The organism is Streptomyces silvae (assembly GCF_016745505.1).
Lineage (GTDB): Bacteria > Actinomycetota > Actinomycetes > Streptomycetales > Streptomycetaceae > Streptomyces > Streptomyces silvae.
On record NZ_JAERUC010000195.1, the window covers coordinates 31,759 to 56,857 of the forward strand.

At 71.4% G+C, this 25,099-nt stretch carries 28 protein-coding genes; 14 read left to right on the forward strand and 14 right to left on the reverse strand.

Annotated features, from left to right (window positions below):
• Positions 1-46: 46 nt before the first annotated feature.
• The 3 genes from pfkB to JKV81_RS31935 form a co-directional block, all read right to left on the reverse strand.
• A complete protein-coding gene (gene pfkB, locus JKV81_RS31925; RefSeq protein ID WP_202079090.1) occupies positions 47-994 on the reverse strand; it encodes a 1-phosphofructokinase in 948 nt (315 codons plus the stop codon).
• Positions 991-1,752 carry a DeoR/GlpR family DNA-binding transcription regulator gene (locus JKV81_RS31930; protein ID WP_202079147.1) on the reverse strand — a complete coding sequence of 254 codons (762 nt, stop codon included), beginning with the start codon at positions 1,750-1,752 and terminating at the stop codon, positions 991-993. Before JKV81_RS31930 ends, pfkB begins: the two co-directional genes overlap by 4 nt.
• A 143-nt stretch (positions 1,753-1,895) precedes the next feature.
• Positions 1,896-2,156 (reverse strand): DUF6296 family protein, encoded by a 261-nt coding sequence (locus JKV81_RS31935; RefSeq protein WP_129260475.1) that lies wholly within the window; start codon positions 2,154-2,156, stop codon positions 1,896-1,898.
• Positions 2,157-2,431: 275 nt separating this feature from the next.
• On the opposite strand from JKV81_RS31935, the gene JKV81_RS31940 reads away from it, so the two are divergent.
• Together JKV81_RS31940 and JKV81_RS31945 are read left to right on the forward strand one after the other, a co-directional pair.
• Positions 2,432-2,686: a DUF5133 domain-containing protein gene (locus JKV81_RS31940; protein WP_202079092.1), complete on the forward strand. Its 255-nt coding sequence runs from the start codon at positions 2,432-2,434 to the stop codon at positions 2,684-2,686.
• A 180-nt stretch (positions 2,687-2,866) separates the two neighbouring features.
• Positions 2,867-3,715: a PepSY domain-containing protein gene (locus tag JKV81_RS31945; protein WP_202079094.1), complete on the forward strand. Its 849-nt coding sequence runs from the start codon at positions 2,867-2,869 to the stop codon at positions 3,713-3,715.
• A 142-nt stretch (positions 3,716-3,857) separates the two neighbouring features.
• Here the strand turns inward: JKV81_RS31945 and JKV81_RS31950 are convergent, their stop codons facing one another.
• Both JKV81_RS31950 and JKV81_RS31955 read right to left on the reverse strand, forming a co-directional pair.
• Positions 3,858-4,358 (reverse strand): GNAT family N-acetyltransferase, encoded by a 501-nt coding sequence (locus tag JKV81_RS31950; protein ID WP_129260472.1) that lies wholly within the window; start codon positions 4,356-4,358, stop codon positions 3,858-3,860.
• 110 nt (positions 4,359-4,468) lie between these two features.
• On the reverse strand, positions 4,469-5,917 hold the full coding sequence (locus JKV81_RS31955) for a hypothetical protein (RefSeq protein WP_372444269.1): 1,449 nt from the start codon (positions 5,915-5,917) through the stop codon (positions 4,469-4,471).
• A 187-nt stretch (positions 5,918-6,104) separates the two neighbouring features.
• On the opposite strand from JKV81_RS31955, the gene JKV81_RS31960 reads away from it, so the two are divergent.
• Positions 6,105-7,241, forward strand: coding sequence for a hypothetical protein (locus JKV81_RS31960; protein ID WP_236058312.1), 1,137 nt, complete (start codon positions 6,105-6,107; stop codon positions 7,239-7,241).
• A gap of 113 nt (positions 7,242-7,354) precedes the next feature.
• Positions 7,355-8,122: an NPP1 family protein gene (locus JKV81_RS31965; protein ID WP_129260470.1), complete on the forward strand. Its 768-nt coding sequence runs from the start codon at positions 7,355-7,357 to the stop codon at positions 8,120-8,122.
• Positions 8,123-8,232: 110 nt separating this feature from the next.
• On the opposite strand, the gene JKV81_RS31970 is transcribed toward JKV81_RS31965, so the two are convergent.
• Entirely contained in the window at positions 8,233-8,664 is a 432-nt protein-coding gene (locus JKV81_RS31970) for a VOC family protein (RefSeq protein WP_129260469.1), read from the reverse strand.
• 252 nt (positions 8,665-8,916) lie between these two features.
• Positions 8,917-9,339 (reverse strand): PPOX class F420-dependent oxidoreductase, encoded by a 423-nt coding sequence (locus JKV81_RS31975; protein WP_202079098.1) that lies wholly within the window; start codon positions 9,337-9,339, stop codon positions 8,917-8,919.
• 247 nt (positions 9,340-9,586) lie between these two features.
• On the opposite strand from JKV81_RS31975, the gene JKV81_RS31980 reads away from it, so the two are divergent.
• Entirely contained in the window at positions 9,587-9,853 is a 267-nt protein-coding gene (locus JKV81_RS31980) for a hypothetical protein (protein ID WP_202079100.1), read from the forward strand.
• Positions 9,854-9,895: 42 nt separating this feature from the next.
• Here the strand turns inward: JKV81_RS31980 and JKV81_RS31985 are convergent, their stop codons facing one another.
• Positions 9,896-11,416, reverse strand: a complete 1,521-nt coding sequence (locus JKV81_RS31985) for an alpha/beta hydrolase (RefSeq protein WP_129260466.1) — start codon at positions 11,414-11,416, stop codon at positions 9,896-9,898.
• Positions 11,417-11,622: 206 nt separating this feature from the next.
• On the opposite strand from JKV81_RS31985, the gene JKV81_RS31990 reads away from it, so the two are divergent.
• Positions 11,623-12,207: a DUF1707 SHOCT-like domain-containing protein gene (locus JKV81_RS31990; protein WP_202079102.1), complete on the forward strand. Its 585-nt coding sequence runs from the start codon at positions 11,623-11,625 to the stop codon at positions 12,205-12,207.
• Between the two features lie 119 nt (positions 12,208-12,326).
• On the opposite strand, the gene JKV81_RS31995 is transcribed toward JKV81_RS31990, so the two are convergent.
• On the reverse strand, positions 12,327-12,704 hold the full coding sequence (locus JKV81_RS31995; RefSeq protein ID WP_124278825.1) for a MerR family transcriptional regulator: 378 nt from the start codon (positions 12,702-12,704) through the stop codon (positions 12,327-12,329).
• A 121-nt stretch (positions 12,705-12,825) separates the two neighbouring features.
• Here JKV81_RS31995 and JKV81_RS32000 point away from each other — a divergent pair, with 121 nt between their 5' ends.
• Positions 12,826-13,899 (forward strand): alkene reductase, encoded by a 1,074-nt coding sequence (locus JKV81_RS32000; RefSeq protein WP_129260464.1) that lies wholly within the window; start codon positions 12,826-12,828, stop codon positions 13,897-13,899.
• Between the two features lie 122 nt (positions 13,900-14,021).
• Here JKV81_RS32000 and JKV81_RS32005 read toward each other — a convergent pair whose 3' ends face one another.
• Positions 14,022-14,768, reverse strand: a complete 747-nt coding sequence (locus JKV81_RS32005; protein WP_129260463.1) for a class I SAM-dependent methyltransferase — start codon at positions 14,766-14,768, stop codon at positions 14,022-14,024.
• Positions 14,769-14,942: 174 nt separating this feature from the next.
• Between JKV81_RS32005 and JKV81_RS32010 the strand changes: the two genes are divergently transcribed.
• The 3 genes from JKV81_RS32010 (at position 14,943) to JKV81_RS32020 (ending at position 16,804) form a co-directional block, all read left to right on the forward strand.
• Positions 14,943-15,113 carry a hypothetical protein gene (locus JKV81_RS32010; protein ID WP_164493781.1) on the forward strand — a complete coding sequence of 57 codons (171 nt, stop codon included), beginning with the start codon at positions 14,943-14,945 and terminating at the stop codon, positions 15,111-15,113.
• Between the two features lie 68 nt (positions 15,114-15,181).
• Positions 15,182-15,688, forward strand: coding sequence for a GNAT family N-acetyltransferase (locus tag JKV81_RS32015; protein WP_202079104.1), 507 nt, complete (start codon positions 15,182-15,184; stop codon positions 15,686-15,688).
• Positions 15,689-15,958: 270 nt separating this feature from the next.
• Positions 15,959-16,804, forward strand: coding sequence for a GNAT family N-acetyltransferase (locus tag JKV81_RS32020; protein WP_202079106.1), 846 nt, complete (start codon positions 15,959-15,961; stop codon positions 16,802-16,804).
• A 91-nt stretch (positions 16,805-16,895) separates the two neighbouring features.
• Here JKV81_RS32020 and JKV81_RS32025 read toward each other — a convergent pair whose 3' ends face one another.
• On the reverse strand, positions 16,896-17,786 hold the full coding sequence (locus JKV81_RS32025; protein ID WP_202079108.1) for a TIGR03620 family F420-dependent LLM class oxidoreductase: 891 nt from the start codon (positions 17,784-17,786) through the stop codon (positions 16,896-16,898).
• A 261-nt stretch (positions 17,787-18,047) separates the two neighbouring features.
• Here JKV81_RS32025 and JKV81_RS32030 point away from each other — a divergent pair, with 261 nt between their 5' ends.
• A complete protein-coding gene (locus JKV81_RS32030; RefSeq protein ID WP_202079110.1) occupies positions 18,048-19,121 on the forward strand; it encodes a glycerophosphodiester phosphodiesterase family protein in 1,074 nt (357 codons plus the stop codon).
• A gap of 64 nt (positions 19,122-19,185) precedes the next feature.
• Here JKV81_RS32030 and JKV81_RS32035 read toward each other — a convergent pair whose 3' ends face one another.
• On the reverse strand, positions 19,186-20,442 hold the full coding sequence (locus JKV81_RS32035; protein ID WP_129260458.1) for an MFS transporter: 1,257 nt from the start codon (positions 20,440-20,442) through the stop codon (positions 19,186-19,188).
• Between the two features lie 339 nt (positions 20,443-20,781).
• Positions 20,782-21,384, reverse strand: a complete 603-nt coding sequence (locus JKV81_RS32040) for a hypothetical protein (RefSeq protein WP_202079112.1) — start codon at positions 21,382-21,384, stop codon at positions 20,782-20,784.
• A gap of 515 nt (positions 21,385-21,899) precedes the next feature.
• Here JKV81_RS32040 and JKV81_RS32045 point away from each other — a divergent pair.
• From JKV81_RS32045 to JKV81_RS32055, 3 genes are all read left to right on the forward strand, one after another.
• A complete protein-coding gene (locus tag JKV81_RS32045; protein ID WP_014158060.1) occupies positions 21,900-22,103 on the forward strand; it encodes a cold-shock protein in 204 nt (67 codons plus the stop codon).
• Between the two features lie 175 nt (positions 22,104-22,278).
• On the forward strand, positions 22,279-23,601 hold the full coding sequence (locus tag JKV81_RS32050; RefSeq protein ID WP_307820644.1) for a geranylgeranyl reductase family protein: 1,323 nt from the start codon (positions 22,279-22,281) through the stop codon (positions 23,599-23,601).
• Positions 23,602-23,679: 78 nt separating this feature from the next.
• Positions 23,680-23,988, forward strand: a complete 309-nt coding sequence (locus tag JKV81_RS32055; RefSeq protein WP_147983076.1) for a hypothetical protein — start codon at positions 23,680-23,682, stop codon at positions 23,986-23,988.
• Between the two features lie 112 nt (positions 23,989-24,100).
• On the opposite strand, the gene JKV81_RS32060 is transcribed toward JKV81_RS32055, so the two are convergent.
• Positions 24,101-24,967 carry a helix-turn-helix domain-containing protein gene (locus JKV81_RS32060; RefSeq protein WP_202079114.1) on the reverse strand — a complete coding sequence of 289 codons (867 nt, stop codon included), beginning with the start codon at positions 24,965-24,967 and terminating at the stop codon, positions 24,101-24,103.
• Positions 24,968-25,099: the final 132 nt, after the last annotated feature.

Genomic DNA, 25,099 nt, shown 5'->3' on the forward strand with positions numbered 1-25,099 from the left:
GCGCGGGGGACGGGGGAGTCGTACGGCTGGGCAGGGACGGGGCGGTTCATGGCGCCTGCCCGGTGAGCGGCAGGTCCATCGGGATGTCCGCGGTGGTGACCACCGCGGACGGATCGAGGTCGGCGGGCGTCGGCATGACGCTTCCGGGCAACTGCACGGCTGCGGCGCCGTGGGCCACGGCTGCGGACAACGCCGCCCGGCCCGTGCCGCCCGCGGACAGGAACCCCGCGAGCGAGGCGTCCCCCGCACCGACGTCGCTCCGGACGGCGTCCACCCGCGCCACGGCGAAATGGGCTCCGGACGGCTCCACCAGCAGCTGACCGACGGCACCGAGGCTGGCGAGCACCGACCGCGCGCCGAGGTCGCACAGCTCCTGCGCGGCCTTGAGCGCGTCACCGACCGTCGCGAGCGGGCGGCCCACCGCCTCGGCGAGCTCCTGCGTGTTGGGCTTGATCACGTCCGGCCGCTCGGCCAGCGCGGCGACGAGCGCCGCGCCCGAGGTGTCGAGGGCGATCCGCACGCCGGCCCGATGGCTCCGGGCGACCAGTTCGGCGTACCACTGCGGCGGCAGGCCGCGTGGCAGGCTTCCGCAGCAGGCGATCCAGTCCGCGCCGGCCGACCGCGCCCGGACGGTGTCCAGCAGACGCTCGGCCTCGGCGGGGGTGATCTCGGGCCCCGCCGCGTTGACCTTGGTGAGCGTGCCGTCGGGCTCGACCAGGCTGACGTTGACACGGGTGCTGCCGGCGATCGGGACCCCGGCGGCCTCGATGCCGTGCTCTTCGAGCAGCTGGGCCAGCAACGCGCCCTCGGGCCCGCCCAACGGCGCGACGGCCACGGTGCGGTGGGCGGCCGCGGCGACCGCGCGGGAGACGTTGACGCCCTTGCCGCCTGGATCCACGCGGTCCGCCGTGGCCCGCAGGACGGCGCCACGGGTGAGCCCGGGAAGTTCGTACGTGCGGTCGAGGCTCGGATTGGGTGTGACGGTGAGGATCATGCGCGTACCACTTCCGTGCCCAGGCTCTCGATGGCCCGGGCGTCCTCGGGGCTCAGCCCCGTATCGGTGATCAGCAGGTCGACGTGGGAGAGATCGCCGAAGCGGGCGAAGTGCTCCTGGCCGGACTTGCCCGAGTCGGCGAGAAGCACCACCCTGCGGGCCGCCGCGATCACGGCACGCTTCACGGCGGCCTCGGCCAGGTCAGGGGTGGTCAGGCCGCCGTCGGGGGAGAAGCCGTTCGTGGCGAGGAAGACGACGTCCGCGTTGATCTCGGCGTACGCGCTCAGCGCCCAGGCGTCGACGGCCGCGCGGGTGCGGTGACGGACCCTCCCGCCCACCAGGTGCAGCGCGATCCCCGGGTGGTCGGAGAGTCGGGCGGCCACCGGAAGGGCATGGGTGACCACGGTGAGGGACGAGTCGATGGGGACGGCCGCCGCCAGCCTGACGGTCGTCGTCCCGGCGTCGATGATGATGTTGCCCTGGTCCGGGAGCTCGCCCAGGGCGGCCGCCGCGATGCGGTCCTTCTCGTCGGCCGCCACGGTGTCGCGCTCGGCGAGGTCCGGCTCGAAACCGAGCCGCCCGGCCGGGATCGCGCCGCCGTGCACCCGGCGCAGGAGTCCTGCCCGGTCGAGGGCCTTCAGGTCCCGCCGGACCGTCTCCGCGGTCACCTGGAACTGCTCGGCCAGCGAGAGCACGTCGACGCGCCCGCTCTCGCCGGCGATGCGGAGGATCTCCTGCTGCCGCTCCGGTGCGTACATGTGGTTACGTTTCCGTTTCATGCCCGAGTCTGTGGGTTCACCGGCAGACTACGGGCGTGCCTCGGGAAAGTAAACACATCCGGGCAGGGAGCGGACATGAACGGACTTCGGGCCCGGCGGCTGCCGCTACGAGCCCGAAGTCCTCAGCCGTGATCGTGCGTGCCGTGCGTGCCGTGTGGACTCAGCGGCCGGGCCAGCAGCGGTGCCCCCAGGACCTGATGCCCGCCGCTCGCCTGCATGCGCACCTCGCCGCGCCGGCTGATCTCGGCGCGCACGATTCCGGTCTCGTCCTCGTAGACCGGGTACCCGCCCGCGCCGGAGCGGGCCGTGAGGTGGACGACGACCACGTCGTCCTCGGCGCCGCCCGCCTGGAAGATGAGCTCGTAACTCTCCGGATAATCCATGACCACCTCCGACCGGGCATGGCGGAAGCCGCTCGCCCGTCAGCTCCATTGTTTCTCACCGGAGCACATGACGCTCCGGGGATCATGGTCGAGTGACCGTCCGTGATTGCGGATGCGGAATGGGTGAGGCGGGGCGACCATCATCTGCAAGGGATCGGACGCGTGCTGTCAGCTTCGCACGGCCGCCCGTGACGCCAGGCGGCACCGCCGGCGCGATCGGACTTCGTCGGCGCGGGGCCCACGGGCTCCCGGCCGCCCTGTGGAGAGGAACTGACGTGCTGATGGCCAATCCCGCAACGCTGCGGAATCTCGTCAAGCGCTACGAGACACTGCGGAGCGCTCATGCACGGCTCGGCACGTCCGAGAGCCGCCGTCAACTCGAAGACGTCTCGTACACCCTCTGCGTCACCACCGGAACCAGGACCGTCCCGGACGCCCTGGCCGCCGCGGCTGTCCAGCTGCGCGCCGTCCCGGCGGGTGCGTCCCTGGCCCCGGCACCGGGTGCGGCCGAGGTGCAGCTGACCGCCTGACGCAGTACGGAACACCTGGGAATGGCGCCGGTTCGGTCGAACCGGCGCCATTCGTCCTGTCCGGGCACCACCCGGCGGAAGACCGCGCGACACGCCGAATGGGCGGACGGCGCCGTCGATCGGGTGACTCCCACCGGTCGGACAACATGACTGTTCGCGCGGGCGGCTAGGCATGTCAGCATGAGATTTGAGCCCCGCCGAAACAAGACCGTGTCCCCGCGCACCCGTCGGCTCCGCGTCGCCGGAGGCGCCCTGTGCGCCGCCGCTCTTGCCGCCACCCTCGTGACCGGTTGTGGTCAGGACAGCGGTGACGAGACCGCCGCGGCCACTTCTGAGGCTGCGAAGGTCCTCCCGAACCAGACGACCAGCCCCTCCGGGAGCGTCTCGCCCTCCGGGACGGCGCAGCTGACCGAGGACCAGACCAAGCGCAAGGAACTGCTGTCGACCGTCAAGGTCACCTTCGACAAGGCCGCCACGACGGCTGTCGGCGAGGTGTCCGGTGGCAAGCTGACCGATCTGGACCTCGAAGGCATCGACGACCAGGACGACGACGCGACCGGCAGCCCGAGCCCGACCGGCAGCCCGACGGACGGCACCAGCCCGAGCCCGGGCGGCACCGAGAGCCCCGGCGGCACCGGGAGCCCGAGCCCGAGCCCGAGCCCGAGCGGCAGCGCCGGCAGCCCGAAGTGGGTCGCGGAGGTCGTCGAGGAGGACGGAACCGCCCACCACGTCACCATCGACGCGGTGACCGGAAAGGTCATCGACTCGTCGCCGGACGCCGACCAGAGCGACGCCGACAAGCAGAAGCTTGCGGACCAGATCTCCAAGGCGACGCAGACGCCCCAGCAGGCGGCCAAGGTCGCCACGGACAAGAAGCCGGGCAAGGTCACCTCGATCGCCCTCGACGAGAACGACAGCAACGTTCTGGTCTGGCAGGTCGACGTGGTCACCAAGGACTGGAAGAAGACCACCTTCGACGTGGACGCGGCCAAGGGCACGATCACGGACGAGCAGGTCGACAACGACTGATCACAGCACCCACGGACTCATCGGTGGCGGACCGCGACGCGGTGCGTCACCGATGTGCTTTCCCCGGTCCGCAAGGCCCCGTGCACGCAGGCACCGGCGGGACATCGCCCGTGGCGCACGGGGCCGCGCGGGCCCCGCCCGCTCAGCCCCGGTGTCCCGCGTCCGCCAGATCACGGGTGAAGGACAGCCCGGGCTTTCCCATCAGCGTGATCGCGCCGGCCTCCACGAACCCGGTACGGGCCAGCACGGCCCTCGAACCCGCGTTGTCCGCCGTCGTCCTGGCCCGCAGGACGGTCAGGCCGTACTCCGCGAGGGCCAGCGCACACACCTCGCGGACCGCCGACGTGGCCAGCCCCCGTCCCGCCGCCCGCTCGGCGACCCGGTACCCGAGCTCGGCCGAGCCTCCCGCGACGTCCACCAGGTTGACCCGCCCCAGCACGGCCCCGTCTCCGTCCGACAGGACGTGAAAGTGGTCCACGCCCGCCGCCTGCGATGCGAGCAACTCGGCGAGCCGGGTGTCGAATCCGGCGAAGAAGGCATCCCCCCGGTCCGGGACGGAGGCGGCGAAGTACGCGCGGTTCTCCCGCTCGAAGGCGAGCAGGGCGGGAGCGTGATCGGGACGCAGACGTTCGAGGACAGCCATCCGGGAACGATATCCAGCATGGACCGCCGGGGGAGAGCGGTTTCAGGGCCGGAACCGAAGCCCCGGCCACCCGACGCGTGCGCCGCTGTCGACGCCGCTGTCGACGCCGCTCAGGGCGCGATTCCCACGTCCCCGAGCCGGCTCCACTTCCTCTCCTGGGCCCTGGTCATCGCGGGCCACTGCGTGGCCCCCGGGCGTGGGTTCACGCGCGAGGCGTAAGGGCCGGGGCGATGGCCGGGCCGGAAGAAGCACCCGGTGCCGTACACGTCGTCGAAGGCCGGGCAGGAAGAGGCGACGGAGGCCGGCGTCGGCTTCCGTCCTGTGCGCACCCACCCGGACAACGCCGAGAGCGCACTGGCGTACTCCGCCGTGCTGAGCCCGCTGTGCTCGCCCTCCTGGGTGAAGGTCTGCACGAGGTACCGGTCGCGGTGAGCCCCCCTCAGACTGTCGCGGTAGGCCGCCTCGTGCTCCACGAAGGCCGTGGGGTCGTCGATGGCGTGCATGGTCAGCACGGGGACGGACACGGTGCCGGTCACATCACTGTCGTACGAGAGGTCACGGCGGGCCGAGGGGTCGGCGGAGAACCGCTCGACCCCGGCGTTCAGGGCCGCGTCGTCGTGCGACCCGCTGTAACGCACCCCCTCGTTGCCGAAGGGGCTGCGCAGGCCGAGCCGTCGCACGATGTCGCGGAACGTGAAGGTCGCGAAGGAGAGGTGCGACTCCAGGGTCCGCTCGGGGATCTTCGTGACCGCGAGGATGTCGTCCAGGTTCCGCTGCTGGAGGGGCGTCCGCTCCGCAGGCTCCGAGGCGTACCCGGTGCACTCCTGAAGCCTGGCCCGCAGCCCGGCGCCCGTCATGGTCGAGTCGTCACGGAGGCCCATCCACAGGGGGTACGAAGGCTCCGACGGGCGCGGATGGTTCCGGCAGTAGTACTGGTACACGACACGCAGGTCCACCCGGTAGTCGTAACCACGCGAGCCGCCCGCGAGAACACCGTTGGTGAGCAGCGCGCCGTCATAGGGGGAGCCGGGCCCGGCTCCGTACGTCTCGATGGTCTTCGCGGCCACATTCCCGCCCCAGGACTGGCCGTGGATCAGCGTGGTGTCGGGGCGCCCGAACCTCTTGGTGAACAGCCGGCGCAGGTTCTCCGTGTCCGCGGCCGCCATCCTCGTCCCGTAGCCACCGCGGCGGTAGGCCGAACCCGCCCAGGCGTAGCCCTCGTCGACCATGACCGACCAGCGCTCCAGGTCGTCGGCGCTGCGCTCGGGGTCCGACTCCGCGCCCAGGTCGGGTCCACCGTGGGCGTGCATGACCAGCGTTCCGTTCCATGTGTGGGGGACGGCGACGGTGTAGTGCGCGCCGTGGGAGTCCTGCCCGGCGTAGCAGGTCGCCTTCGGTGCCAGTCGTGCCGGGCAGGCGACCGTATCCGGCGCTCCGGCCGCCGCCGAGGGCTGGGCGGGGCCGATGAGGCTCGCCGCGAGCATGAGGCTCGCGGCGAGAGCGCCTGCCGCGCAGCCTGCCGTCACCGGTGACCGCCTTCCGTGTGAACGCTGCCGCATGACAAAGGCGACCACGGTATTGCCTCCTGGCTTCTCGCTCCGTTGCATGCCGGCCGATGCTAGCCACGCCGCTGTGATCCACCAGAGGTCTCGTCATTGCGTTCATATCGTTTACCGGCCGACCGTCCGGCGGCGCGGACATCGGCACGAACGGTGACCTCGGCCCCTCCCGCGCGTTGTGCAGAACATGCCCACTTCCTCCCCCAGTTCGCCCCCCGCCCAGGCCGCACCGGTGGTGAAGCCGAAGCCCTTCCTGCTGACGCCCAGCCAGGGAGAAGCCGCCCGTACGCTCCTGGCCTACGTGGGATCACTGCCGCTGCGAGGTGCCGACGCCCAGCTCCTCGCGGTCGTCGTCGCCGTCCGGGCGGCCCGGACCGGAATCGGCAACCTCACCGGCCAGGACCTGCGTTCCCTGCGCCTGGCCGATCCGGAGGCCGCCGTCACCTCCTTCGCCGCCCTCGGCTGGCAGAGGCAGGAAACCCTGCTCGGCGACGACCTCGTCACCCCGGTGGGGATCGTCGTGCCGGACCTCGCCGGCCGGACCGACGCCCGGCTGCCCTTCGGCAAGGTGATGCGGTCCAGGGTCTCGGGCTGGACGGTGCGGACCCTGGCCGCCAAGCCGGTCAAGAAGACCTCGACCGCCGTGCGGCTGGCCGCGCTGTTCCTCGCGGCCCACGGCCCGGCCGACGCGTACGGCACGCTGCCCGCCCACCTGCCCGACGACTGCCGGACCGCTCTGCCCGAACTGCTCGCCAAGGGCTTCCTGCAGGAGCTCGACGGCGACCGCTATCTGCTGTCGGAAGCCGTACGGCATCTGGCCGGGGTACGCCCCCCGTCCGACATTCCGGCGGCCAGGCGCAAGGAGCCCGAGGCGGACGAACTGAACTGGGAGGACTGGAAGGGCCGGGCGAGCGTCGCCCTGCGCCGGCATGTCGAGGCGGTCGAGAGCTGCACCGACTGCTCCCTGTCGACGGCCAGGGTCTCCGAGGCGTTCATGCGCACGGCGGTTCCGGCCCAGTTCGAGGAGAAGGTGCGCGCGGCCCACCGTGTCTGGGAGGCGAAGTTCCCCGACCAGGGGCCTGCCACCGCCGAGTTCGCCGCCGCCTTCCGCGCCGCACACGGTCATGGGCCTTCGGTCAAGCAGCTCTGCCAGGCGATGGGCTGGGGCAAGATGTCGCGGGAGCTGCGGATGTACGTCGTCCGAGGGCTGATCGCCGACGGCTGGCTGACGAACACCGACCCGGTGCCGTGGACCCTGCGCCCGGGCAGGGCCGCCCGCGCCGGTACCTCCGCTGCGACGACAACGGCCGTACGCGCAGGCTGAGTTGGGGGTGACGCCGGACCGGGCGCGCTCGCAGGGTTCAAGGTGTTTGTGGTGGGCATGCCAGGCGTATCGCGCGTGCCCCCCACAGCCACGCGCCGACCTGGAGGACGTCAGTGAAAAGCCGCGCCCCGATCCGTAAGGCCGCTCTCGTCGTGACCAGCGCCGTCGCTCTGGTCATCGCCACCGCGAGCAGCGCGCTCGCCGACCCGCCGACCGCGCTTCCGGCGAACGCGGACGCGCTGGAACAGACATTCCAGCCGGCGTTCGACTACGACACGGACGGCTGCTATCCCACACCGGCGATCGGGCCCGACGGAACGATCGCCCCCGGCCTCAACACCACCGGTGCGGTCAACGGCAGTTGCCGTGACGCCGTCGATCTGGACAACACCAACGGCTATGCCCGCTCCACCTGCAACAACGGGTGGTGCGCCGTCATGTACGGGCTCTACTTCGAGAAGGACCAGGCGGTGGCCGGCAGCGGGCTCGGCGGGCACCGGCACGACTGGGAACACGTCGTGGTCTGGATCCAGGACAACCAGGCCCGTTACGTGTCCACCTCCGCCCACGGGAACTTCGACATCTACTCCAGTGACCGGATCCGGTGGGACGGGACCCACCCCAAGATCGTCTACCACAAGGACGGTGTGAGCACCCACTGCTTCCGCCCCGCGAACTCCAACGACGAGCCGCCGGAGAACCACTACCACGAGTGGCGGTTCCCGACTCTCGTCGGCTGGAACGGCTACCCGGCCGGCCTGCGCGACAAGCTGGTCCAGGCGGACTTCGGGAGCGCGGTCTTCGGCCTCAAGGACGGCAACTTCGCCGCCCACCTGGCGAAGGCACTCCCGGCCGGCATCCCCTTCGACCCCAACGCCTGATACAGGACGGGCCGCTGACGCCGCATACCCCGCCGAGTGGCAGGGGTATGCGGCGTCAGCGCCGGTCGGTGTGATCCGGACGGGAGGCGCCGGTCCGCCCCGGCGGCGTGTCAGCGGGCCGACAGCTCCGAAGGCGCCTCCTGGACCACCCATCCGTTGCCGTCCGGGTCGGCGAAGGACATGAACGAATTCCAGGTGTCCCCCTTGCCCTCCTCCCAGCCCGTCGCGCCGACGTGCCGGATCGGGGAGACGTCCACGCCCCGGCCCGTCAATTCCTCGCGTGCCGCCTCGATGTCCGTCACGCAGAGCTGGAGACCCTGCAGCGTGCCGGGTGACATCGTCCTCTCGCCGGGGAAGGCGGGCATCCCCCGGAGCATCGCGATCGAACACCGCGACTCCGGTGGCGTCAGCTGGATGATGCGCATGCCGGGGGCGACCTCGTCGTCCAGGTCGAGCCTGAAGCCGGCCCGGTCGGTGTAGAAGGCCTTCGCCCGGTCCATGTCGGTGACGGGGACCGGGATGACCTCGAGTGTCCAGTTCATGGAGCCTCCTCAGCAGGGCCAGTGCGCCTGGCCGATCGCGACGTCCTCGGCGGAGCCGGACGGCGGGGCGCCCCGGCGCATCCGAAGGAGGTCCACCGTCACCCGGGAAGGGGGCGGCGCGCACGCCGAAACGCGTGCGGAGTCCGCACTGTGACCATTTGCCCCGCCCGGGCCGAGAGCGACGGGGCCTGGTCCGGCGGTCGGGCCTGGGCCTGGGCCTGGTCCTGGTCTGGCCTGGTCCGGGCGGAAACCCTAGGTCGCCGCCTGGGAGCTGTCCCGGAAGCCGCCCCATCCGTGCCAGCGGTCGATCTCGATCCAGGCGTTGACCCGGGCGCGGTCGCGGTCGGCGTACGGCTGGCCGAGGTACTGCCGTGACAGCCGGTCGATGCCGGCGAGACCCTCGTCGTCGCTCATCTCGACGACGCGCCCGATCAGGGTCACATGGGTGTACCAGTCGGAGTCGTCGAGCACCGTCAGCGTCACCCGGGGATCCCTGCGCAGATGGTCCAGGCGCTTGCGGCCCTCGTCCATGTTGACCAGCACCCGGCCCTCGTCCCAGAGGTACCAGGTCGCCGTCGACACCGGCTGCCCGTCCGAACGAAGGGTCGCGATCACCGCGGGGTTGGGCTTGCGCAGCATGGCGATCGCGGCGTCGGGGAGTGGCGGCTTCGACATGTTCTCTCCTCTGTCTCGTACGGGGCCCTCCCTGGGCCGGTGAACCGTACCGGGCGATGCGGAGGGCGGGCGCGCCTCCACGCTGCCACACCGGGTGAGCGCTCGCCCGTAGCGCCAACCCGCGCCGCCCGCGGATCCGGCCCTCGGCCACCGCATGTGAGCCGCACAGCGCGGTCGCGGGGCGGGGTACGGGAAACCGTCGGAGCGACCGAGGGGGATTGTCGGTGGTGGCTGTGATGCTGGTGCCATGGACGAACTGATGAGGCGCCGCGTCTACGGCGCCGACCACGACGACCCCGACCCGGGGCCCAGGCCCGGGCACGTCTACGTGGAACTGGTGGGCGGCCCCCTGGACGGGCTGCTCCTCGACGTGACCAGCTGGCCCGAGGAGCGCCTCGCCGTGGGCGCCGCGCTCGGCACGGAGCTCGGGAAGTTCGGTGCGGGAGGACGCGCCGTGTACGGGCCCGTGGCCGCCGACCCGAGGCGCTGGGCCTGGGAGGCGGACAGCCCCTGACGAGCTGTCCGCCTCCCCGCACACAGGGGTGCCCCGCCCGCGTCAGTCCGTGCAGCGGGTGTCCTGGGCGGGGCGCTGCCCGGTGGTGAGGAAGCGGGTCACCACGCGGTCGCCGCACGCGGTGCCGTTGCCGAGATACATCCCGTGGCCGCCCTGGTCGACGGTGACCATCCTGGCGCGGTCACCGAGCGCCGTGCGCATCTTCAGCGCGCCGGAGTACGGCGTCGCGGGATCGCGCGGACTCTGCACCATCAGGACGTTGGACGGGCCCTCGTCGGTGATCCGTACGGGCCGCTCGGCCGGGCCGTCCTCCCAGAAGGCGCACGGAGTGACGTTGACCGGCATCCCGGCCGTCAGCGGATACCGCGCGCGGTCGGCGGCGACCCGCCCCGCGTCCCCGGAGGCGGGGCCGGGCCAGCGCACGTCGTTGCAGATCACCGCGACCATGAGCGCCGCGTCCTCGTCCGGGATGACCTGGGCCAGGTCCGGCGGCAGGGACGGCCTGCCCGTCTGATCCCGGGCCTCCTGGATCAGACGGGCCATCGCCGGGAACGCCGCGTCGCCGTACAGGGCGTTCTGGAGCGCCTGCCGCAGCCCGTTGCCGGTCAGCGGGACGCCCGGCGTGTCCGACTCGCGCGGAGAACGGTCCAGGCGCTCGGCGAGCGCGAGGAACAGCGGCTCCACGTCCTCGGCGCGTGAGGCCAGCCGCAGCCCCTCCGCCTCACGGGCGGGATCAGCCGCCCAGGCCGCGAAGTCCACGAAGCGGTCGGCGGACCCCCGCGCCATGTTCTCCAGCCACCCGCGCGCGACCCTCGACGGGTCCGGGTCGCCCGTGCTGTCGAGCACCGTACGGTCGACACGGGCGGGCTCCGTCTGCCCGTACACGGCACCGACGTACGACCCGTAGGACGTGCCCCAGACCGACAGCTTCCGCTCGCCCAGGGCCTGCCGGAAGCGGTCGATGTCACGTACCTCGTTCCTCGTGGTGAACGACCGCAGCACCGCGCCCCCATGGGCGGCACAGGACTCGGCCGTCCGCCGGGACCGCGCGGTGTTCTCCGTGATCCCGCCGTCCAGGGCGGGCCACGACCGCAGCGTCACCAGCCGGCGGTCCGCCGCCGGGATTCCGCAGCGCGCCCTGACGCTTCCGCCGACGCCGCGCGGATCGAGACTGATCAGGTCGTACGCCCCGTCCAGCGCCTCCTGCAGCGCGGCGCCCTTCTGCGCCAGACGCTGCACACCGGACGATCCGGGGCCGCCCGGGATCACGACCAGGGTGCCGCGCCGCTTCTCCGGCCGGTCGCTGCGCAGCCGGGTGACGGCGACGGGGACGGTGCTCCCGTGGGGCCGGGAATAGTCCAGGGGGACGGGCAGGGTGGCGCACTCCTGCTCCGCGGGACCGGTGGTTCCGGCGGGCAGTTCGCACGGGTGCCAGTCGAGCCGGGGCGCGGACGCACCTCCGGTGCCGGCCGCCAGGGCCGCGGGCGGGGCGGCGGTCACCGTGGCGGCCACGGCGGTGGCACAGAGCGTCAGGAACAGTGTCGTGCGGGTCCAGTTCGTCATGCGGCAAGCGTGGTCGAGGCCCGCCCGGCTGCCCATGCGGCAGGCATGCGTACCTGAGGTGGGGCAAACCCCCTGGGCCGCGGCCAGGCGAGGAGCGCGGACCTCTACGCCCTGCGGGAACCCGTCGCGGCCTGGGCTGCGGACGGCCCTCACGGCGTCCGTGGTTCCGGGCCCACCCTGCCGTCACGCTCGATATCATCGGCTCCATGAGCGCCGATCCCTCACGCCCCGTCGTCCCCCTGCGCGCCTCCGACGCGGACCGCGAGGCAGTGGTGGCTGAGTTGCAGGACGCGGCGGCCGACGGCCGGATCGACCTCGACGAGCTGGGCGTGCGGCTGGAAGTGGCCCTGGCCGCCCGGACACATGACGAGCTGGCACCCCTCACCGCCGACCTCGTCCCCGCCCTGCCGCCGGCCCAGCCGCTGGTCCTCAAGGCGGGCATGGCCGGTGTGGTGCGTGAGGGGGCCTGGCGCGTGCCCGAGCACATCAGCGCTTACGGCGGTCTGGGCGGCGCCAAGATCGACTTCACCCGGGTCGAGTGCCGGTTGCGCGTGGTGGAGATCGAGGTGGACGGCCAGACCGGTGGCGTCGAGATCGTCATCCCTGACGGGTGGGTGGTGGAGGCGGGGGAGCTGGACCCCGGCCTCGCCGGCTTCCGGAACAGGACCACCGCCGACAAGCTCCCGGGCACACCTCTGATCCGCGTCACCGGGGCCTGCGGGATGGGCGGGGTGACGGTGCGTCACCCCAAGCGCGGCGAACGCCGCAAGCTGCTCAAGGAGAGCCGGTGAGCTAGGGTCTCGCCCTCGTCGGGGGCGTCCGGACACCGCAGTGAGCTGCCGGGATCTCCCGGCAGGTCACGGCTCGCTCTCGACAGGTCTCGGGTTCCCTCGGCAGGTCTCGGGTTCCCTCAGCCGGTCACCGCTTCCTGAAGCTGTTCGCGGTGGGCGCGGGCCGTGGAGATGAGCCCGTCGAGCGCGTCCCGGGTCGCCGCGAGGTCGGTGATGTGCCGGCTGAGCCGGTCACGCTCCTGCGCCATCCGTTCGAGAGCTGCGTCGGAGTTGTTCCGGCTCGGCGAGTCGGTGCAGGGGAGCAGTTCGAGGATGGTGCGGCTGGAGAGGCCTGCCGCGTACAGCCGTTGGATGAACCCGACCCGCTCGGTCTGGTCGTCCGTGTAGTGCCGCTGACCGCTGCCGCTACGGGTGCTGGCGAGCAGCCCCTGCTCCTCGTAGTAGCGCAGGGACCGGACGCTCACCCCTGTCCGTGCTGCGAGCTCCCCGATGCGCATACGCCCTCCCCATGGTCCGTGATCTGCATCACAGGGCTTGCCTCTGACATTGATGTGAGGTTTTAGCGTAATCGATGTGCCCGGAAGGCGGGCGCGGAGTCGACGCAAGGACGTGCCCGAGATGACGGACCTCTTCCGCAGCTACCAGCTCGGTGACCTGAATCTGCCCAACCGGCTGGTGATGGCGCCGATGACGCGCGTCCGCGCTGCGGCGGGCGGCCTCGCCACCCCTTCGATGGCCGCCTACTACGCCCAGCGCGCGACGGCCGGACTCATCGTGAGCGAGGGAGTGCAGCCCAGCCTGATCGGACAGTCCAATCCCGGCACGCCGGGACTGCACACCGACGAGCAGGTGGCCGCGTGGCGTCCCGTGACGTCCGCGGTGCACGCGAACGGCGGGCGGATCTTCGCGCAGATCATGCACGGCGGCCGGGTCTCGCACCCCGACACCACCGGCCTGCAGCCGGTCGGCCCCTCCGCGGTCCCGGCCGTGGGTGACGTGTTCACCCCCACCGGCCCTCAGCCGGCTCCGCTCCCGCGTGCTCTGGAGACCTCCGAGGTGGGGGAGCACGCCCAGGCGTACGCGAGCGCGGCGCGCCGTGCCGTCGACGCGGGGTTCGACGGGGTGGAACTGCACGGCGCCAACGGCTATCTGATCTCCCAGTTCCTCTCGACCAACGCCAATCTGCGCACCGACGTCTACGGCGGTTCGGTGGCCAACCGCATCCGGTTCGCCGTGGAGGCGGTCTCCGCGACGGTGGAGGCGGTCGGCGCGGAGAGGACCGGGATACGCCTGTCCCCGGGCGGCGGCTTCTGGGGCGTCGAGGAGACCGACGCCCTGGAGCTCAACACGGCGCTGCTGGCCGAGCTGGCCCGGCTGGAGGTGGCCTACGTACACCTCGAGGCCACGGCCGGCGAAGAGGTGCTGCTGGATCTGCGGCGGGCCTGGCCGGGCACCCTGATCATGAACCCGGTGTTCCCCATGGGCCCCAAGCAGACCGGCCGGGCCGAGGCCGACCACTGGCTCGGGCTGGGCGCGGACCTGATCGGCTTCGGCCGTGCGTTCATCGCCAACCCCGACCTCGTGGAGCGCCTGCGCTCCAATCTGCCGATCGCGCCCGTCGACGAGGCCACGTACTACCAGGGGGGCGACGCGGGTTACCTGACCTACCCGGCGTACCAGTACACCGCCTGAGACCCGGAAGCCGGGCGGGGCGGATCCCCTCCCGCCCCGAGGCGGCCAGGCCCACGCTGCTCGGTGCCGACCGCCTCGATCCGTCGTCATGCCGTGACGCGGAACGGTGTCCGCGCGGACGGTCAGTGCACGGCAACGGCCAGGCTGACCACATAGCGCTCCTCGACCGTCCCGTGCGGGAACACTTCCAGAAGACGGTCCCGCTCCTCGGCGAGGAACGCCCCGGTGGCCTTCTCGCCGAGGACGAGGAAGTCGGAGTAAGTGGCGAGGTTCGCGAGGTGCGAGTCGAGCGGGATGCTCCTGGACCACGTGATCTGCCGCTCGGCGAAGCTGAGTCCCGGGGGCAGACCTCGGAATCGGGCCGCGGGATCGGGCTCTTCGTCCTCGGCGCCGAAGAGCCGGCGCAGACGGGCGTCCTGGTCGGCCGTCCAGCCGACCGTACTGTCCGAGTCGTTCCACCACAGGGCGAGTGCCCCGCCCCGGCGGAGCACTCGCCGGGCCTCCGGCACGGACGCGCGCCGGTCGGTCCAGTGCCAGCTCTGGGCGTAGGCGAGTATGTCGATGGACCCGGAGGCGAGCGGCAGGTGGTTCCCGTCGCCCCGTACGAGCGGGACGTCCGGCAGCCCGAGGAGGAACTGGCCCGCCATGGCAGCTCCTGGTTCGACCGCGACGACGCGCGCACCGCGGGCATGCAGGTGCCGGGTCGCGAGCCCCGTACCCGCGCCGATGTCGGCGACGTCGGCGCCTCTCAGCGGGCGGCCCGCCAGTTCCTCCATCGCGTCGAACAGCGCGGGCGGATACGAAGGACGGTGCGCGGCGTACCGGGAGGCCGCTCCGTCGAAGGAAAGGGCCTGCGAAGTGGTCGTCATACGACCATCCTGGCGAATTCCGGGGCGACGGGGGCACGAACTCGACAGGACCGTCAGGTTCGCCGGGACTTCGCCGGCCCGAACCAGGAGACGCGGCCTCCGATCCGGCCTGATCCACCCTTGCGGGGGCACACGCGTGTTCCGACGATACGAGCGACTCAAGGGAGCGACGCCATGCTGGGTATTGCCGCAGCCGTACTGTTCTTCATCGCCTTTCTGGTCAACGCCGCCGACATAGCGACGAACGACGTCTTCTCCTCGACGAACATCATGCTGCTCGGCCTCGTCGCCCTGGCGCTGCACATCGCGGGCATCGGTAACGGGCGGCGCGTCGGACGCCGTTGAGCGTCGCCCGGCAGCCGCATGCCGGGGGCGGCACAGCCGGGCCACCGGCTGCCCGGGACAATGCCCCCATGCGTATCCGACCGGTGAACACCGACGAACTACCGCGTCTCCAGAACATCGAGCGAGCCGCCGGGCAGTGCTTCCGCGATATCGGCATGGCCCGGATCGCCGAGGACGAGCCGCTCCCGCTCGGTGAACTGGAGCGCTACCGGAGCAACGGACTCGCCTGGGCCGCCGTCGACCCGGCCGACGTACCGGTGGCCTACCTCATCGCCGAACACGTGGACGGGAACCTCCACGTCGAGCAGGTCTCGGTGCACCCCGACCAGGCGCGCCGCGCGATCGGACGTGCGTTGCTCGACCACCTCGCTGCTCATGCCGTGGCCGGCGGTGTACTCGCCCTCACCCTCACCACGTTCGCCGATGTCCCCTGGAACGCGCCCTATTACGCGCGCTGCGGCTTCCGCCTGCTCGACGACACCGAGCTCGGTCCGGGCCTGCGGGAGATCCGCCGGGCGGAGGCCGCCCACGGCCTGGACCGCTGGCCGAGGGTCTGCATGCGCAGAGACCTGTGATCCGGGCGGGCCCGGTGGCGGCACGCAGCGGAGGACCACCCGGCGGCGCGTCCGGAAACAGGGAGCCGGGCTCGTCGCGGACCGGCAAGAATGGAACCGGCTCCCGTGCACCCGTGCCCGCCTGCCGGGCCTCGCCCGTACCACTCCCCGTATCCGTGCCGCTCGCGAGCGGACGGCACGGAACGTCCGGGACAGGGTTCCGGGCCGAAACGGGAGCCGGACCCGCCCCGTTGCTGCACCGGGCTTCACCGGATCGAGTGGAAGAGGGACATGGCAGAGTACGAGATCACTACCGCCGGGACCCGTGAGATGACGAAGTTCCTGGAGTGGGCCGCCGACGAGCAGTGGAACCCGGGGAAGTTCGACCACCTCCCCTTCCACGCCGCCGACCCGCACGGTTTCCTCCTGGGCAAGCTCGACGAAGAACCCGTCACCTCCATCTCCGCCGTGCGGTACGGAGCGGACTTCGGCTTCATCGGGTTCTACATCGCCCGTCCCCGGATCCGGGGCCAGGGCTACGGGATCCAGGCGTGGCAGGCAGCCATGAAGCGCCTCGACGGCCGCAACGTGGGGCTCGACGGTGTGGTCGACCAGCAGGACAACTACCGCAGGTCCGGGTTCCGTACCGCCTGGACCCACATCCGGTACGCGGGAACACCGGCGGGCGAGAAGCCCGCACAGGACATCGCCGTCATGGACGCAGGCTCCGTCCCCTTCGGCCGGCTGGCCTCGTACGACCGCCGCTTCTTCCCCGCGAGCCGTGACGCCTTCCTCTCCCTCTGGGTGGGCGTGCCGGGTCACACCGCCCTTGTGGCGCTGCGGGACGGCGAGTTGAGCGGCTTCGGAGTCGCCCGCCCCGCGGAGTCGGGTGTGCGCGTCGGCCCCCTCTACGCCGCTTCCGACGATGTGGCCCTCGCTCTGCTGAACGGCCTGTCGGCAGCCCAGCAGGGGGCGCCGGTGGCCCTGGACGTGCCCGACGTCAACGTGAGGGCGATCCGGCTGATGGAGCGCCTCGGACTCGAACCGACCTTCGAGTGCGCCCGGATGTACACCGGTGACACCCCCGACGTCGACATGGCGGGCCTCTTCGCCGCCACGACCATCGAACTGGGGTAGTCCGCGCCCGCAGCCTCACGCTCCGGGACATGGCCGCCGTGCGGGTGCCGCCGGCCGGGGACGGACAGCGGCCGTCCCCGGACGTGGTCCTCTACAGCTCGTCGCCGAACGCCATTGCCAGCTCCCGCCATTCGGCCCGAGGCAGACCGCCGCCACCCTCCTCGGCGGTGAGGACCTGGAGTGCCACGTGATCGGCACCGGCGTCGAGGTACTCCTGGGTCCGGGCCTTCACACGCCCGGCGTCGCCCAGGGCGAACAGGGCGTCGAGCAGACGGGTGCTGCCGCCACCGTCGAAGTCGCTCTCGGAGAACCCCAGGCGCAGCAGGTTGTCCGTGTAGTTGGGCAGCTGGAGGTACATCGCGAGCATGTTCCGTGCGGTGGTGCGTGCCCGGTCGGTGTCGGTGTCGAGGACCACCGACAGCTCCGGGGCGAGCAGGGCGTCGGGGCCGAGCGCCGCACGCGCCTCCGCGGTGTGCTCGGTGGTGACGAGATAGGGATGTGCGCCCAGCGCCCGCCCCGTGGCGAGCTTCAGCATCTTCGGGCCGAGAGCGGCCAGGACCCGGCTCTCCGGTCCCACCGGCGGGCTCGCGGCGTCGAGTGCGTCGAGATAGCCGACCATCGCGCTGTACGGCTTGCTGTACTGCGGCACCATCGGGCCGTGGCTGACGCCCAGGCCGAGCACGAACCGCCCGCGTGAGCCGGCGCCGATCGCGGCGATGCCTGCCGCGACCTCCTCGGCGGTGTGGTCCCAGATGCTCAGGATGCCGGTGGCCACGGTGACCGTGCGGGTGGCGGCGACGACAGCTGCGGCGTCCTCGACCGAAGGGCTGCCCCCGATCCAGAGGGTGCCGTACTTCAGCTCTTCGAGCTCGGCGACCGCCTCCGCGATCGCTTTCCTGCCCGCGTCGTCCGTGCGCGACCCGTGCAGGGCACCGCTCCAGATGCCGACCCGTCCGAATGTCTCACGCGTCTCAGAACTCATGGTGAGGTCAACAGCGCCTCGTACCCGCTATTCCCGACCGGACAGGAGTTCACCCGAACGGGGGCCGATGGTCCCGTCGGGCGTGGGGGGCCCGTTCCGTGCGGTGGAGCGGCTGCGGCCGGTGACCGGCGGGGCCCGGGCCTTCCTCGGGGGCGACCGTTCCACGTACGTTCATGGTGTCCTCGCTGTGAGGCCTCGCACGGGCCGGATCCCCGGGATTGGCTTCGCGGCGTCCAGCTCGACGCAACAGACGAGGCACACATGTCCCTGAGGCACGCAGTCGCCGGCCTGGCCCTTCTGCCCGCGCTCGCCGTTCCGGCGTCCGCGCACGCGGCCACCGCTCCCCACCAGCACGAACCCCACCCCCTCGCCGCCTTCGACCTCCAGGCTCACCGCGGCGGCCTCGGGCTCACCACGGAGGAGTCCCTGGAGGGCTTCGCCAAGGCGATACGCCTGGGTGTCAGCACCCTGGAGCTGGACACCCAGATCACCAAGGACCGCAGAGTGGTGGTGACCCACGACCGGCAGGTCAGCGCCCAGAAGTGCAAGGACACCGGTCCGCTGACACCGGGTGACGCGATGTACCCGTACGTCGGCAAGTACATCAAGGACCTGACGCTCGCGCAGATCAAGACCATGGACTGCGGCTACCAGCAGCTGCCCGGCTTCCCCGAGCAGGAGCAGATCAAGGGCCATCGCATGGCCGAACTGAAGGATGTCCTCAACCTGGTGAGGAGCTACGGCGCCAAGCGGATCAAGCTCAACATCGAGACGAAGGTGGAGGCAGGAGCGCCCGAGCAGACCGCCCCGCGCACGCTGTTCGTGCGTCGCGTCCACGAGGAGATCCGCCGCTCCGGCATCGAGAAGCAGGTGTCCGTCCAGTCCTTCGACTGGGGCGCCCTGAAGGAGATGCACAGGATCGCCCCGTCGTACCCTCTGGTGGCCCTGACGAACTACGACTTCCTCGAGATCGGAAAGCCCGGGGCCTCACCCTGGCTCGGCGGGATCGACGCCGATGACTACGACGGCGACTTCGTCCGGGCGGCCGCGTCCGTCCCCGGCGTGACCGCACTGTCCCCGAACTACGGATTCCCGCAGAACGGCACGGTCGCCGACCCCGGCTTCCGCTTCTACCCCGACAGGAAGATGGTCCGCGACGCCCACCGGCGCGGACTGAAGGTCATCCCCTGGACCTGCGACGACCCCGCCACCGTCGAGGCGCTCATGGACATGGGCATCGACGGGATCATCACCGACTACCCCGACCGCGTACGGGACATCATGGCCGCCCGTGGCATGCCGCTGCCCACGCCGTACCCGGCACCGCGCCGCTGACGGAGGAGCGGCAACTGTCCGACGGCCGGAGGCGGGCACGGCGGTCATGACCCCGGGCGGCCGCTCAGTGGCGGCGGTTGCGGAGCACCCCGGCGAGCAGGAACGCGAGCAGCCCGGCCAGGGGCACCACCAGCAGGCCCACCCGGAGACTGGTGGCGTCCGTGACCAGCCCGACGATCGGGGGCGAGGCCAGGAAGCCCAGACGCATGAGCCAGGAGACGATCGCCAGCCCCGACCCGGGCTTGAGCCCGGGCAGTTCGTCGGCTTCGTGCATGGCGGCGGGCACCAGGGTCGCCACCCCGAATCCGGCCGCGGCGAAGCCCAGGACCGTACCGGGCACCGAGGGTACGGCCAGGGCCAGACCCATGCCGGCCGCCGTGATCAGACCGCCCGCCCGGGCCACGGTGCGCTGGCCGAACCGGTCGACGAGCCGGTCGCCGATGACACGGCCGATGAACTGGGCACCGACCAGGGCGATGTAGCCGAACGCGGCCAGGGTCACCGACGCGTGCAGGGAACCGGAGAGATAGAGCGTCGCCCAGGAACTGCCCGCGTCCTCGACGAGGGTGCCCGCCGTCGCGATGAGGACGAGGGCGGCCAGTACATACACGGTGCGCCGGCCTCTCGTCCCCGGGCCCGCCGCACCTTCCACGCGACCGCCGGCGTCCGGCACGGAGGCGGACTCGCTCGCAGGGACGGGGTCGTTCGCGGTCTCTGTCCCGGGCTCGGTCTCCGTCTCGGGCCCGGGGAGGCAGTACCGCAGGGCTATGCACGCCGCGACGGCGAACACCACGGCCGAGATCGTCAGGTGCTGGCCCCTCGACAGGCCGAGTGCGATCGCTGCGGCGGCCATGGAACCGCCGACGACGGCCCCGATGGACCAGACCGCGTGGAAGGAGTTGATGATGGAGCGTCCGTAGCGACGCTGCACCCGCAGCCCATGGGCGTTCTGCGCGACATCGGTGACGGCGTCCATCGCCCCGGCCAGGAACAGTGCGCCCGCGAACAGGACGACCGAGTCGGCCAGGCCCGCCGCGAGGATGCCCCCACCGGTCAGCAGCGTGCCCAGCACCGCGGCCCGCGCCGAACCCAGTCGGCGGATGGCCACTCCGGCCGCGAGCCCGGCCGCGATGGCCCCCGCCGGGAACGCCGCGACGGCCAGGCCGTATAGGGAGTTGCTCAGGCCCAGATCCGCTTTGATCTGCGGGTATCGCGGCAGGAGGTTGGCGAACAGCGCCCCGTTGGTGAAGAAGAGCACGGCGACGGCCACCCGGGCCTGCCGTTCTGCCAGGACGGGCCGGCTCGGTGCTTCCACAGTCATACGGGAACCATATAGGTCGAGCGTACGAACGTACACTCCCGCTTCCGTGCAGGCGGCGGATCCTGCGCGGGCCCCGGCGGTCATGCCGACGGAAGGTGGGTGTTCACCGGAGTACGGGTCCGGGATGTCCGAGGGTGCGGTGAGGGCGAGGCGGCCGGGAGGCCGGGTGGGAGTCTGCCTCCCTGACCGCCGCTTCGTCCGCTTCGGTCGGACGCCGTGCGGTTGTGCGTCCGGGGCCCGCGAGCCCGACGGCCGAACGGAGCGGCCGGACCATCGAACAAGCGGTCGTCGCCCTGGGGGCCGGGCCGCGCGGATGAGCTCGCGGCCGTTGGACCGCGGTTACTTGGCCGCGGCGCCGGTGGCCTTGGCGGCAGGGACGGGGCTGTAGTAGACGGAGCGTCCCTGCTTGGAGCGCTCCAGCAGCCCGTGCGCGACGCCCTGCTCGAGGGTGTTCCGCACCACCGTGACCTGGGTGGTGCGCTGGGGGTGAGCCTCGGTCAGGGCCGCGGCCACCTCTGCGGCGGACTTCGGCTCCCTCTGGTCCGCGAGATATCCGGTGACCAGCTCACGCCACGTCGGTTCCCCGGACTTCTTGGCCGTCCCGGTCTCACCTGCGGGCGTCTGCCGGTCGGTCCGAGCGCGGGGCTTCGGCGTGCTGCCGCCCTTCGGCGACGCCTTCTTGGCCTTGGGGCTGCGGGCCGCCGGGACGGTCGCCGCCGCCTTCACCGCCTTGCTCCTGCTCGCGGCGGGCGCCGCGACACCCAGTACTTCTTGCATCTTGACCAAGATCTGCTCGCCCTCCTCCAGCTGGATGAGCTCGTCCTGCAGTCGGGTCAGCTCGGCGCGCGCCCGGTCCTGTTCGCTCCGGTTGGCTGCCAGATCGTCCGTGATGCGCTGCGCATAATCTGCGCTGATGCCGGATGTAGGAGTGTTTTCGGACATGCAGTCCTCGTCTTTCGCTGTGTGTCTCAAACGGCCTATAGCGGCTGATGCTACCGACACGGGCGTAGGTAACACCCGGTGGATCCCGAATCGCCACGGATGTGTGCCCTTTTCATATGCCGGGGGCGGACGGAGCGGAGGTGTGCCGCGTCCGAACGTGCGGGCCTCCACGCCATGACGACCCGGCAAGGTTGGCCCGAAGTTGTTGCCCGTACGTGTGTCCTCAGGAGGGCGCGGACGGGAACGTGTCCCACCCCGCCGCGAGCAATGGGGTGACGCACATCCGAAGTTCACGCCCAAATCACGCCGTAGGAGTGAGCCGATCCCACCGGACGCGCACATCGCGTCGTTGCTCTCTGGTGGGGGCCGGTTTCGCCATGTAGCGTCACTGCCAGATGTCGTGGTTCGCCTGCCTGCCCGCGCTTCGGTGCGGGCGTTTTGCTGGGCAGACACGGAACCACGACGCCTCCGGGACCGCGAGGTGCGGGTCCGGATCTCAAAGGGAAGGCACGAGCATGGCCAGCGGAACCGTCAAGTGGTTCAACGCCGAAAAGGGTTTCGGCTTCATCCAGCAGGACGGCGGCGGTCCGGACGTCTTCGCGCACTACTCCGCCATCAACGCCACCGGCTTCCGTGAGCTCCAGGAAGGCCAGGCCGTGACCTTCGACGTCACCCAGGGCCAGAAGGGCCCGCAGGCGGAGAACATCACCACCGCCTGAGCGCGTAGGCCGAGACAGCCAGGCCCTCGGAGGGAACAACCGTCCGAGGGCCTGCTGTTCCGCACACGTTCACCCTGCCGGAAACGGCCCTGCGGCCTCGACACGACCGGAACCGGTCCGGCCGGCATCGGGCGTCGGACCTCCCGGCCCGCCCCGCTCATCGAGGAGGCAGCACGTGGAGTCGGACGACGGCATGGGCAGCGGCGATCAGCAGGCGCAGGTGATCGTGGTGGGCGCGGGGCCCGCCGGCTCGGCTGCGGCACTCCACCTGGCGCGCGCCGGCGTGGACGTGGTGCTGCTGGAGAAGGGCACCTTCCCCCGCGACAAGGTGTGCGGGGACGGCCTGACCCCGCGAGGCGTACAGCAGTTGGTGCGCATGGGCGTCGACATCGACGCCCCCGGCTGGATGCGGACCAAAGGCATGCGATGGGTCTGCGGAGGACGCCAGGTACACATCGACTGGCCCCGCTCCGGCAGCCATCCGGACTTCGGCCTGACCCGCTCCCGCCACGACTTCGACGACATCCTGGCCCAGCACGCCGTGGCCGCCGGGGCGAGGCTGTGCCTGGAGACGAAGGCCACGGCCCCGCTGACCGACCGTGCCGGACGCATCGTCGGCGTGAGCACCGTCGCCGGAGCTGACAAGCAGCCGAAGAACTTCCACGCACCCGTGGTGATCGCCGCCGACGGTGCCTCCGCCCGGACCGCCCTCGCCATGGGGCTGGAGCGGGACCGCAGCAGGCCGATGGCCACCGCCGCCCGGCGCTACTACCGCAGCGAGGCCCGCACCCACGACCCGTATCTGGAGCTCTGGGCCGACCTGCTCTGCTCCCGTACGGGCCGTGACCTGCCGGGATACGGATGGATCTTCCCCCTCGGCGACGGCCGGGTCAACGTCGGCCTGGGCGCACTGCCGCACCGCGCCCACGGCTCGGTGGACCTGCGGGCCACCATGGACCGATGGCTCACCCGGGTGCCCCACCACTGGGATCTGCGCGAGGAGAACGCCGACTCCCCGCTGCGCAGCGCCGCCCTCCCCATGGGCTTCAACCGCCGCCCCCAGTACCGTCGCGGCCTGCTCCTGGTCGGTGACAGCGCCGGCATGGTCAGCCCGTGGAGCGGCGAAGGCATCGTCCAGGCGATGGAGGCGGGAGAGGTCGCGGCCGAGACCGTCGCACTCGCCCTGCACCGCCGGGCCGGCCCGGGCCGTGAGCAGGCGCTGCACCAGTACGTGAGCGAAGTGAACCGCCGCTGGGGGCGCTACTACCGGCTGGGCAACACCGTCGCCGATCTGGTGCTCGCCCGCTACGGCTACCGGCCGCTCCTCGGCCCCCGTGTCATGGCCTCGCCCGCTCTGGTGCGCACCCTGGCCCGGCTGCTGACGCACGGGAGCGACGCACCCTCCGACGACCTGATCGACACCCTCGTCAGTGGAATCGTACGGATGGTCCCGGCGCCGGGCCGCAGCGCGCGAGGCCTGGGCGCCCGCCGCCGGTGACCAGGCTTCGCCGGTGACCTCCGACTATGTGGGTAGCCGTAGGGAGACGCGAAACCGAAGGCGCACCGAGGAGCTCTCATGACCACATTCGTGATCACCGTGCCCGGCACATTCGTCACGGACGTCACGGACACGTCCCGTGCCGTCCTGGAGCGCAAACTGGCCACACAGCACACCGACGTGAGCGAGAGCGAAGGCCTCGATCTGCTCACCCTCAACGATGACGCCACCTTCTCCATCCGGCTGGAGGTCGACGCTGCGGACCGGTACGAGGCGGAACTGGCCGCCGTGCGACTCGTCTCCGACGCCCTGCGGGAGACGGGCTTCTCGGAGAAGGACGCACCCCTGGGACCGCCCGCCGTCACCGGGATCGACAGCGACCTCTGACAGGCAGCGGTCTCCGGCAGCCGGCGATCTCTGACCGGCAGCCGTCTCCGACCGCCGGCGAGCACTGATCAGCGGCTCGGGGGAGCATGCCCTACGCCGGTCCTGGCTCCCCCTACTCCGGCGGAGCGGCTGAGAGGTCCCGGTCCGCGGCCCACGAGGCGAGGATGCGCAGCCCGTCGTGGGTGGGGGTGCCGGGCTCGGCGGTCCAGACGACCAGTTGCTGATCGGGGTCGGTGCTGGCGGTCAGGGTGTCCCAGTCCAGGGAGAGCTCTCCCGCGACCGGATGGTGGAGCACCTTCGTGCCGACACTCAGGGTGGCGACGTGGTGCCCGGCCCACCACTGGCGGAAGTCCGGGTCCTGGACGGACAGCTCGCCGACCAATGCGGTCAGCCGAGGGTCGTCAGGATATTTCGCGGCCTCCATACGTAATTGCGCGACGCTGGTGCGGGCGACACTCTTCCAATCGGCGTACAGCGTGCGCATTGCAGGGTCCGTGAAAAGGATGCGTACATAGTTGCGGTGCTTTTCCGGGACGGCCGAGAAATCGGTGACCAATGCCGCCGCGAGCGGATTCCACGCGATGACGTCCATCCGGCGGCCCATCACAACGGCGGGGGTGGAGGTGAGGTCGTCCAGGACCCTGCGCAACTGCGGCTGTACCTTCTGGCGTGTCCGGCGACGGGGCTTCGCCGTCTCCTTTCCCGCCAGGCCGAACAGATAGCGGCGCTGGTCGTCATCGAGGTGCAGCGCCACGGCGATGGCGTCCAGGACAGGCCCCGAGGCGGGCATGCGGCCCTGCTCCAGCCTGGTGTAGTAGTCCGTGGAGATCGCCGCGAGCTGCGCCACCTCTTCCCTGCGCAACCCGGCGACCCGACGTGGTCCCGTGCTCTCGGGCAGACCCACGGCGCGAGGACTGAGCTCGCCGCGGCGTGCCCTGAGGAACTCGCCCAGTTCGTTGAGATGCGGTGTCGAACTCATGCTCCCAGTGTGACAGCGAGTGCGTTTCGCGTGAGGGGGAGGAATCTCTCCCAGGATGCTTTCTCCCAGGAGAAAATTCTCCTCTGCGCACGGCTGCGCCCAGGTGCAATCCTGGACATCAGGCCGGGAGTA

Excerpts from the sequence above, each read along its gene's own strand:
- JKV81_RS31970 (WP_129260469.1), bottom strand. The coding sequence starts at position 8,664 with ATGAACTGGACACTCGAGGTCATCCCGGTCCCCGTCACCGACATGGAC.
- pfkB (WP_202079090.1), bottom strand. The coding sequence starts at position 994 with ATGATCCTCACCGTCACACCCAATCCGAGCCTCGACCGCACGTACGAA.
- JKV81_RS32010 (WP_164493781.1), top strand. The coding sequence starts at position 14,943 with ATGCTGGGTATTGCCGCAGCCGTACTGTTCTTCATCGCCTTTCTGGTC.
- JKV81_RS31945 (WP_202079094.1), top strand. The coding sequence starts at position 2,867 with ATGAGATTTGAGCCCCGCCGAAACAAGACCGTGTCCCCGCGCACCCGT.
- JKV81_RS32020 (WP_202079106.1), top strand. The coding sequence starts at position 15,959 with ATGGCAGAGTACGAGATCACTACCGCCGGGACCCGTGAGATGACGAAG.
- JKV81_RS31990 (WP_202079102.1), top strand. The coding sequence starts at position 11,623 with ATGAGCGCCGATCCCTCACGCCCCGTCGTCCCCCTGCGCGCCTCCGAC.
- JKV81_RS31985 (WP_129260466.1), bottom strand. The coding sequence starts at position 11,416 with ATGACGAACTGGACCCGCACGACACTGTTCCTGACGCTCTGTGCCACC.
- JKV81_RS31955 (WP_372444269.1), bottom strand. The coding sequence starts at position 5,917 with ATGCGGCAGCGTTCACACGGAAGGCGGTCACCGGTGACGGCAGGCTGC.
- JKV81_RS32015 (WP_202079104.1), top strand. The coding sequence starts at position 15,182 with ATGCGTATCCGACCGGTGAACACCGACGAACTACCGCGTCTCCAGAAC.
- JKV81_RS32045 (WP_014158060.1), top strand. The coding sequence starts at position 21,900 with ATGGCCAGCGGAACCGTCAAGTGGTTCAACGCCGAAAAGGGTTTCGGC.
- JKV81_RS31935 (WP_129260475.1), bottom strand. The coding sequence starts at position 2,156 with ATGGATTATCCGGAGAGTTACGAGCTCATCTTCCAGGCGGGCGGCGCC.
- JKV81_RS31930 (WP_202079147.1), bottom strand. The coding sequence starts at position 1,752 with ATGTACGCACCGGAGCGGCAGCAGGAGATCCTCCGCATCGCCGGCGAG.
- JKV81_RS32035 (WP_129260458.1), bottom strand. The coding sequence starts at position 20,442 with ATGACTGTGGAAGCACCGAGCCGGCCCGTCCTGGCAGAACGGCAGGCC.
- JKV81_RS32005 (WP_129260463.1), bottom strand. The coding sequence starts at position 14,768 with ATGACGACCACTTCGCAGGCCCTTTCCTTCGACGGAGCGGCCTCCCGG.
- JKV81_RS32040 (WP_202079112.1), bottom strand. The coding sequence starts at position 21,384 with ATGTCCGAAAACACTCCTACATCCGGCATCAGCGCAGATTATGCGCAG.
- JKV81_RS31950 (WP_129260472.1), bottom strand. The coding sequence starts at position 4,358 with ATGGCTGTCCTCGAACGTCTGCGTCCCGATCACGCTCCCGCCCTGCTC.
- JKV81_RS31960 (WP_236058312.1), top strand. The coding sequence starts at position 6,105 with ATGCCCACTTCCTCCCCCAGTTCGCCCCCCGCCCAGGCCGCACCGGTG.
- JKV81_RS31975 (WP_202079098.1), bottom strand. The coding sequence starts at position 9,339 with ATGTCGAAGCCGCCACTCCCCGACGCCGCGATCGCCATGCTGCGCAAG.
- JKV81_RS32025 (WP_202079108.1), bottom strand. The coding sequence starts at position 17,786 with ATGAGTTCTGAGACGCGTGAGACATTCGGACGGGTCGGCATCTGGAGC.
- JKV81_RS32000 (WP_129260464.1), top strand. The coding sequence starts at position 12,826 with ATGACGGACCTCTTCCGCAGCTACCAGCTCGGTGACCTGAATCTGCCC.
- JKV81_RS31995 (WP_124278825.1), bottom strand. The coding sequence starts at position 12,704 with ATGCGCATCGGGGAGCTCGCAGCACGGACAGGGGTGAGCGTCCGGTCC.
- JKV81_RS31980 (WP_202079100.1), top strand. The coding sequence starts at position 9,587 with ATGGACGAACTGATGAGGCGCCGCGTCTACGGCGCCGACCACGACGAC.
- JKV81_RS32060 (WP_202079114.1), bottom strand. The coding sequence starts at position 24,967 with ATGAGTTCGACACCGCATCTCAACGAACTGGGCGAGTTCCTCAGGGCA.
- JKV81_RS32030 (WP_202079110.1), top strand. The coding sequence starts at position 18,048 with ATGTCCCTGAGGCACGCAGTCGCCGGCCTGGCCCTTCTGCCCGCGCTC.
- JKV81_RS32055 (WP_147983076.1), top strand. The coding sequence starts at position 23,680 with ATGACCACATTCGTGATCACCGTGCCCGGCACATTCGTCACGGACGTC.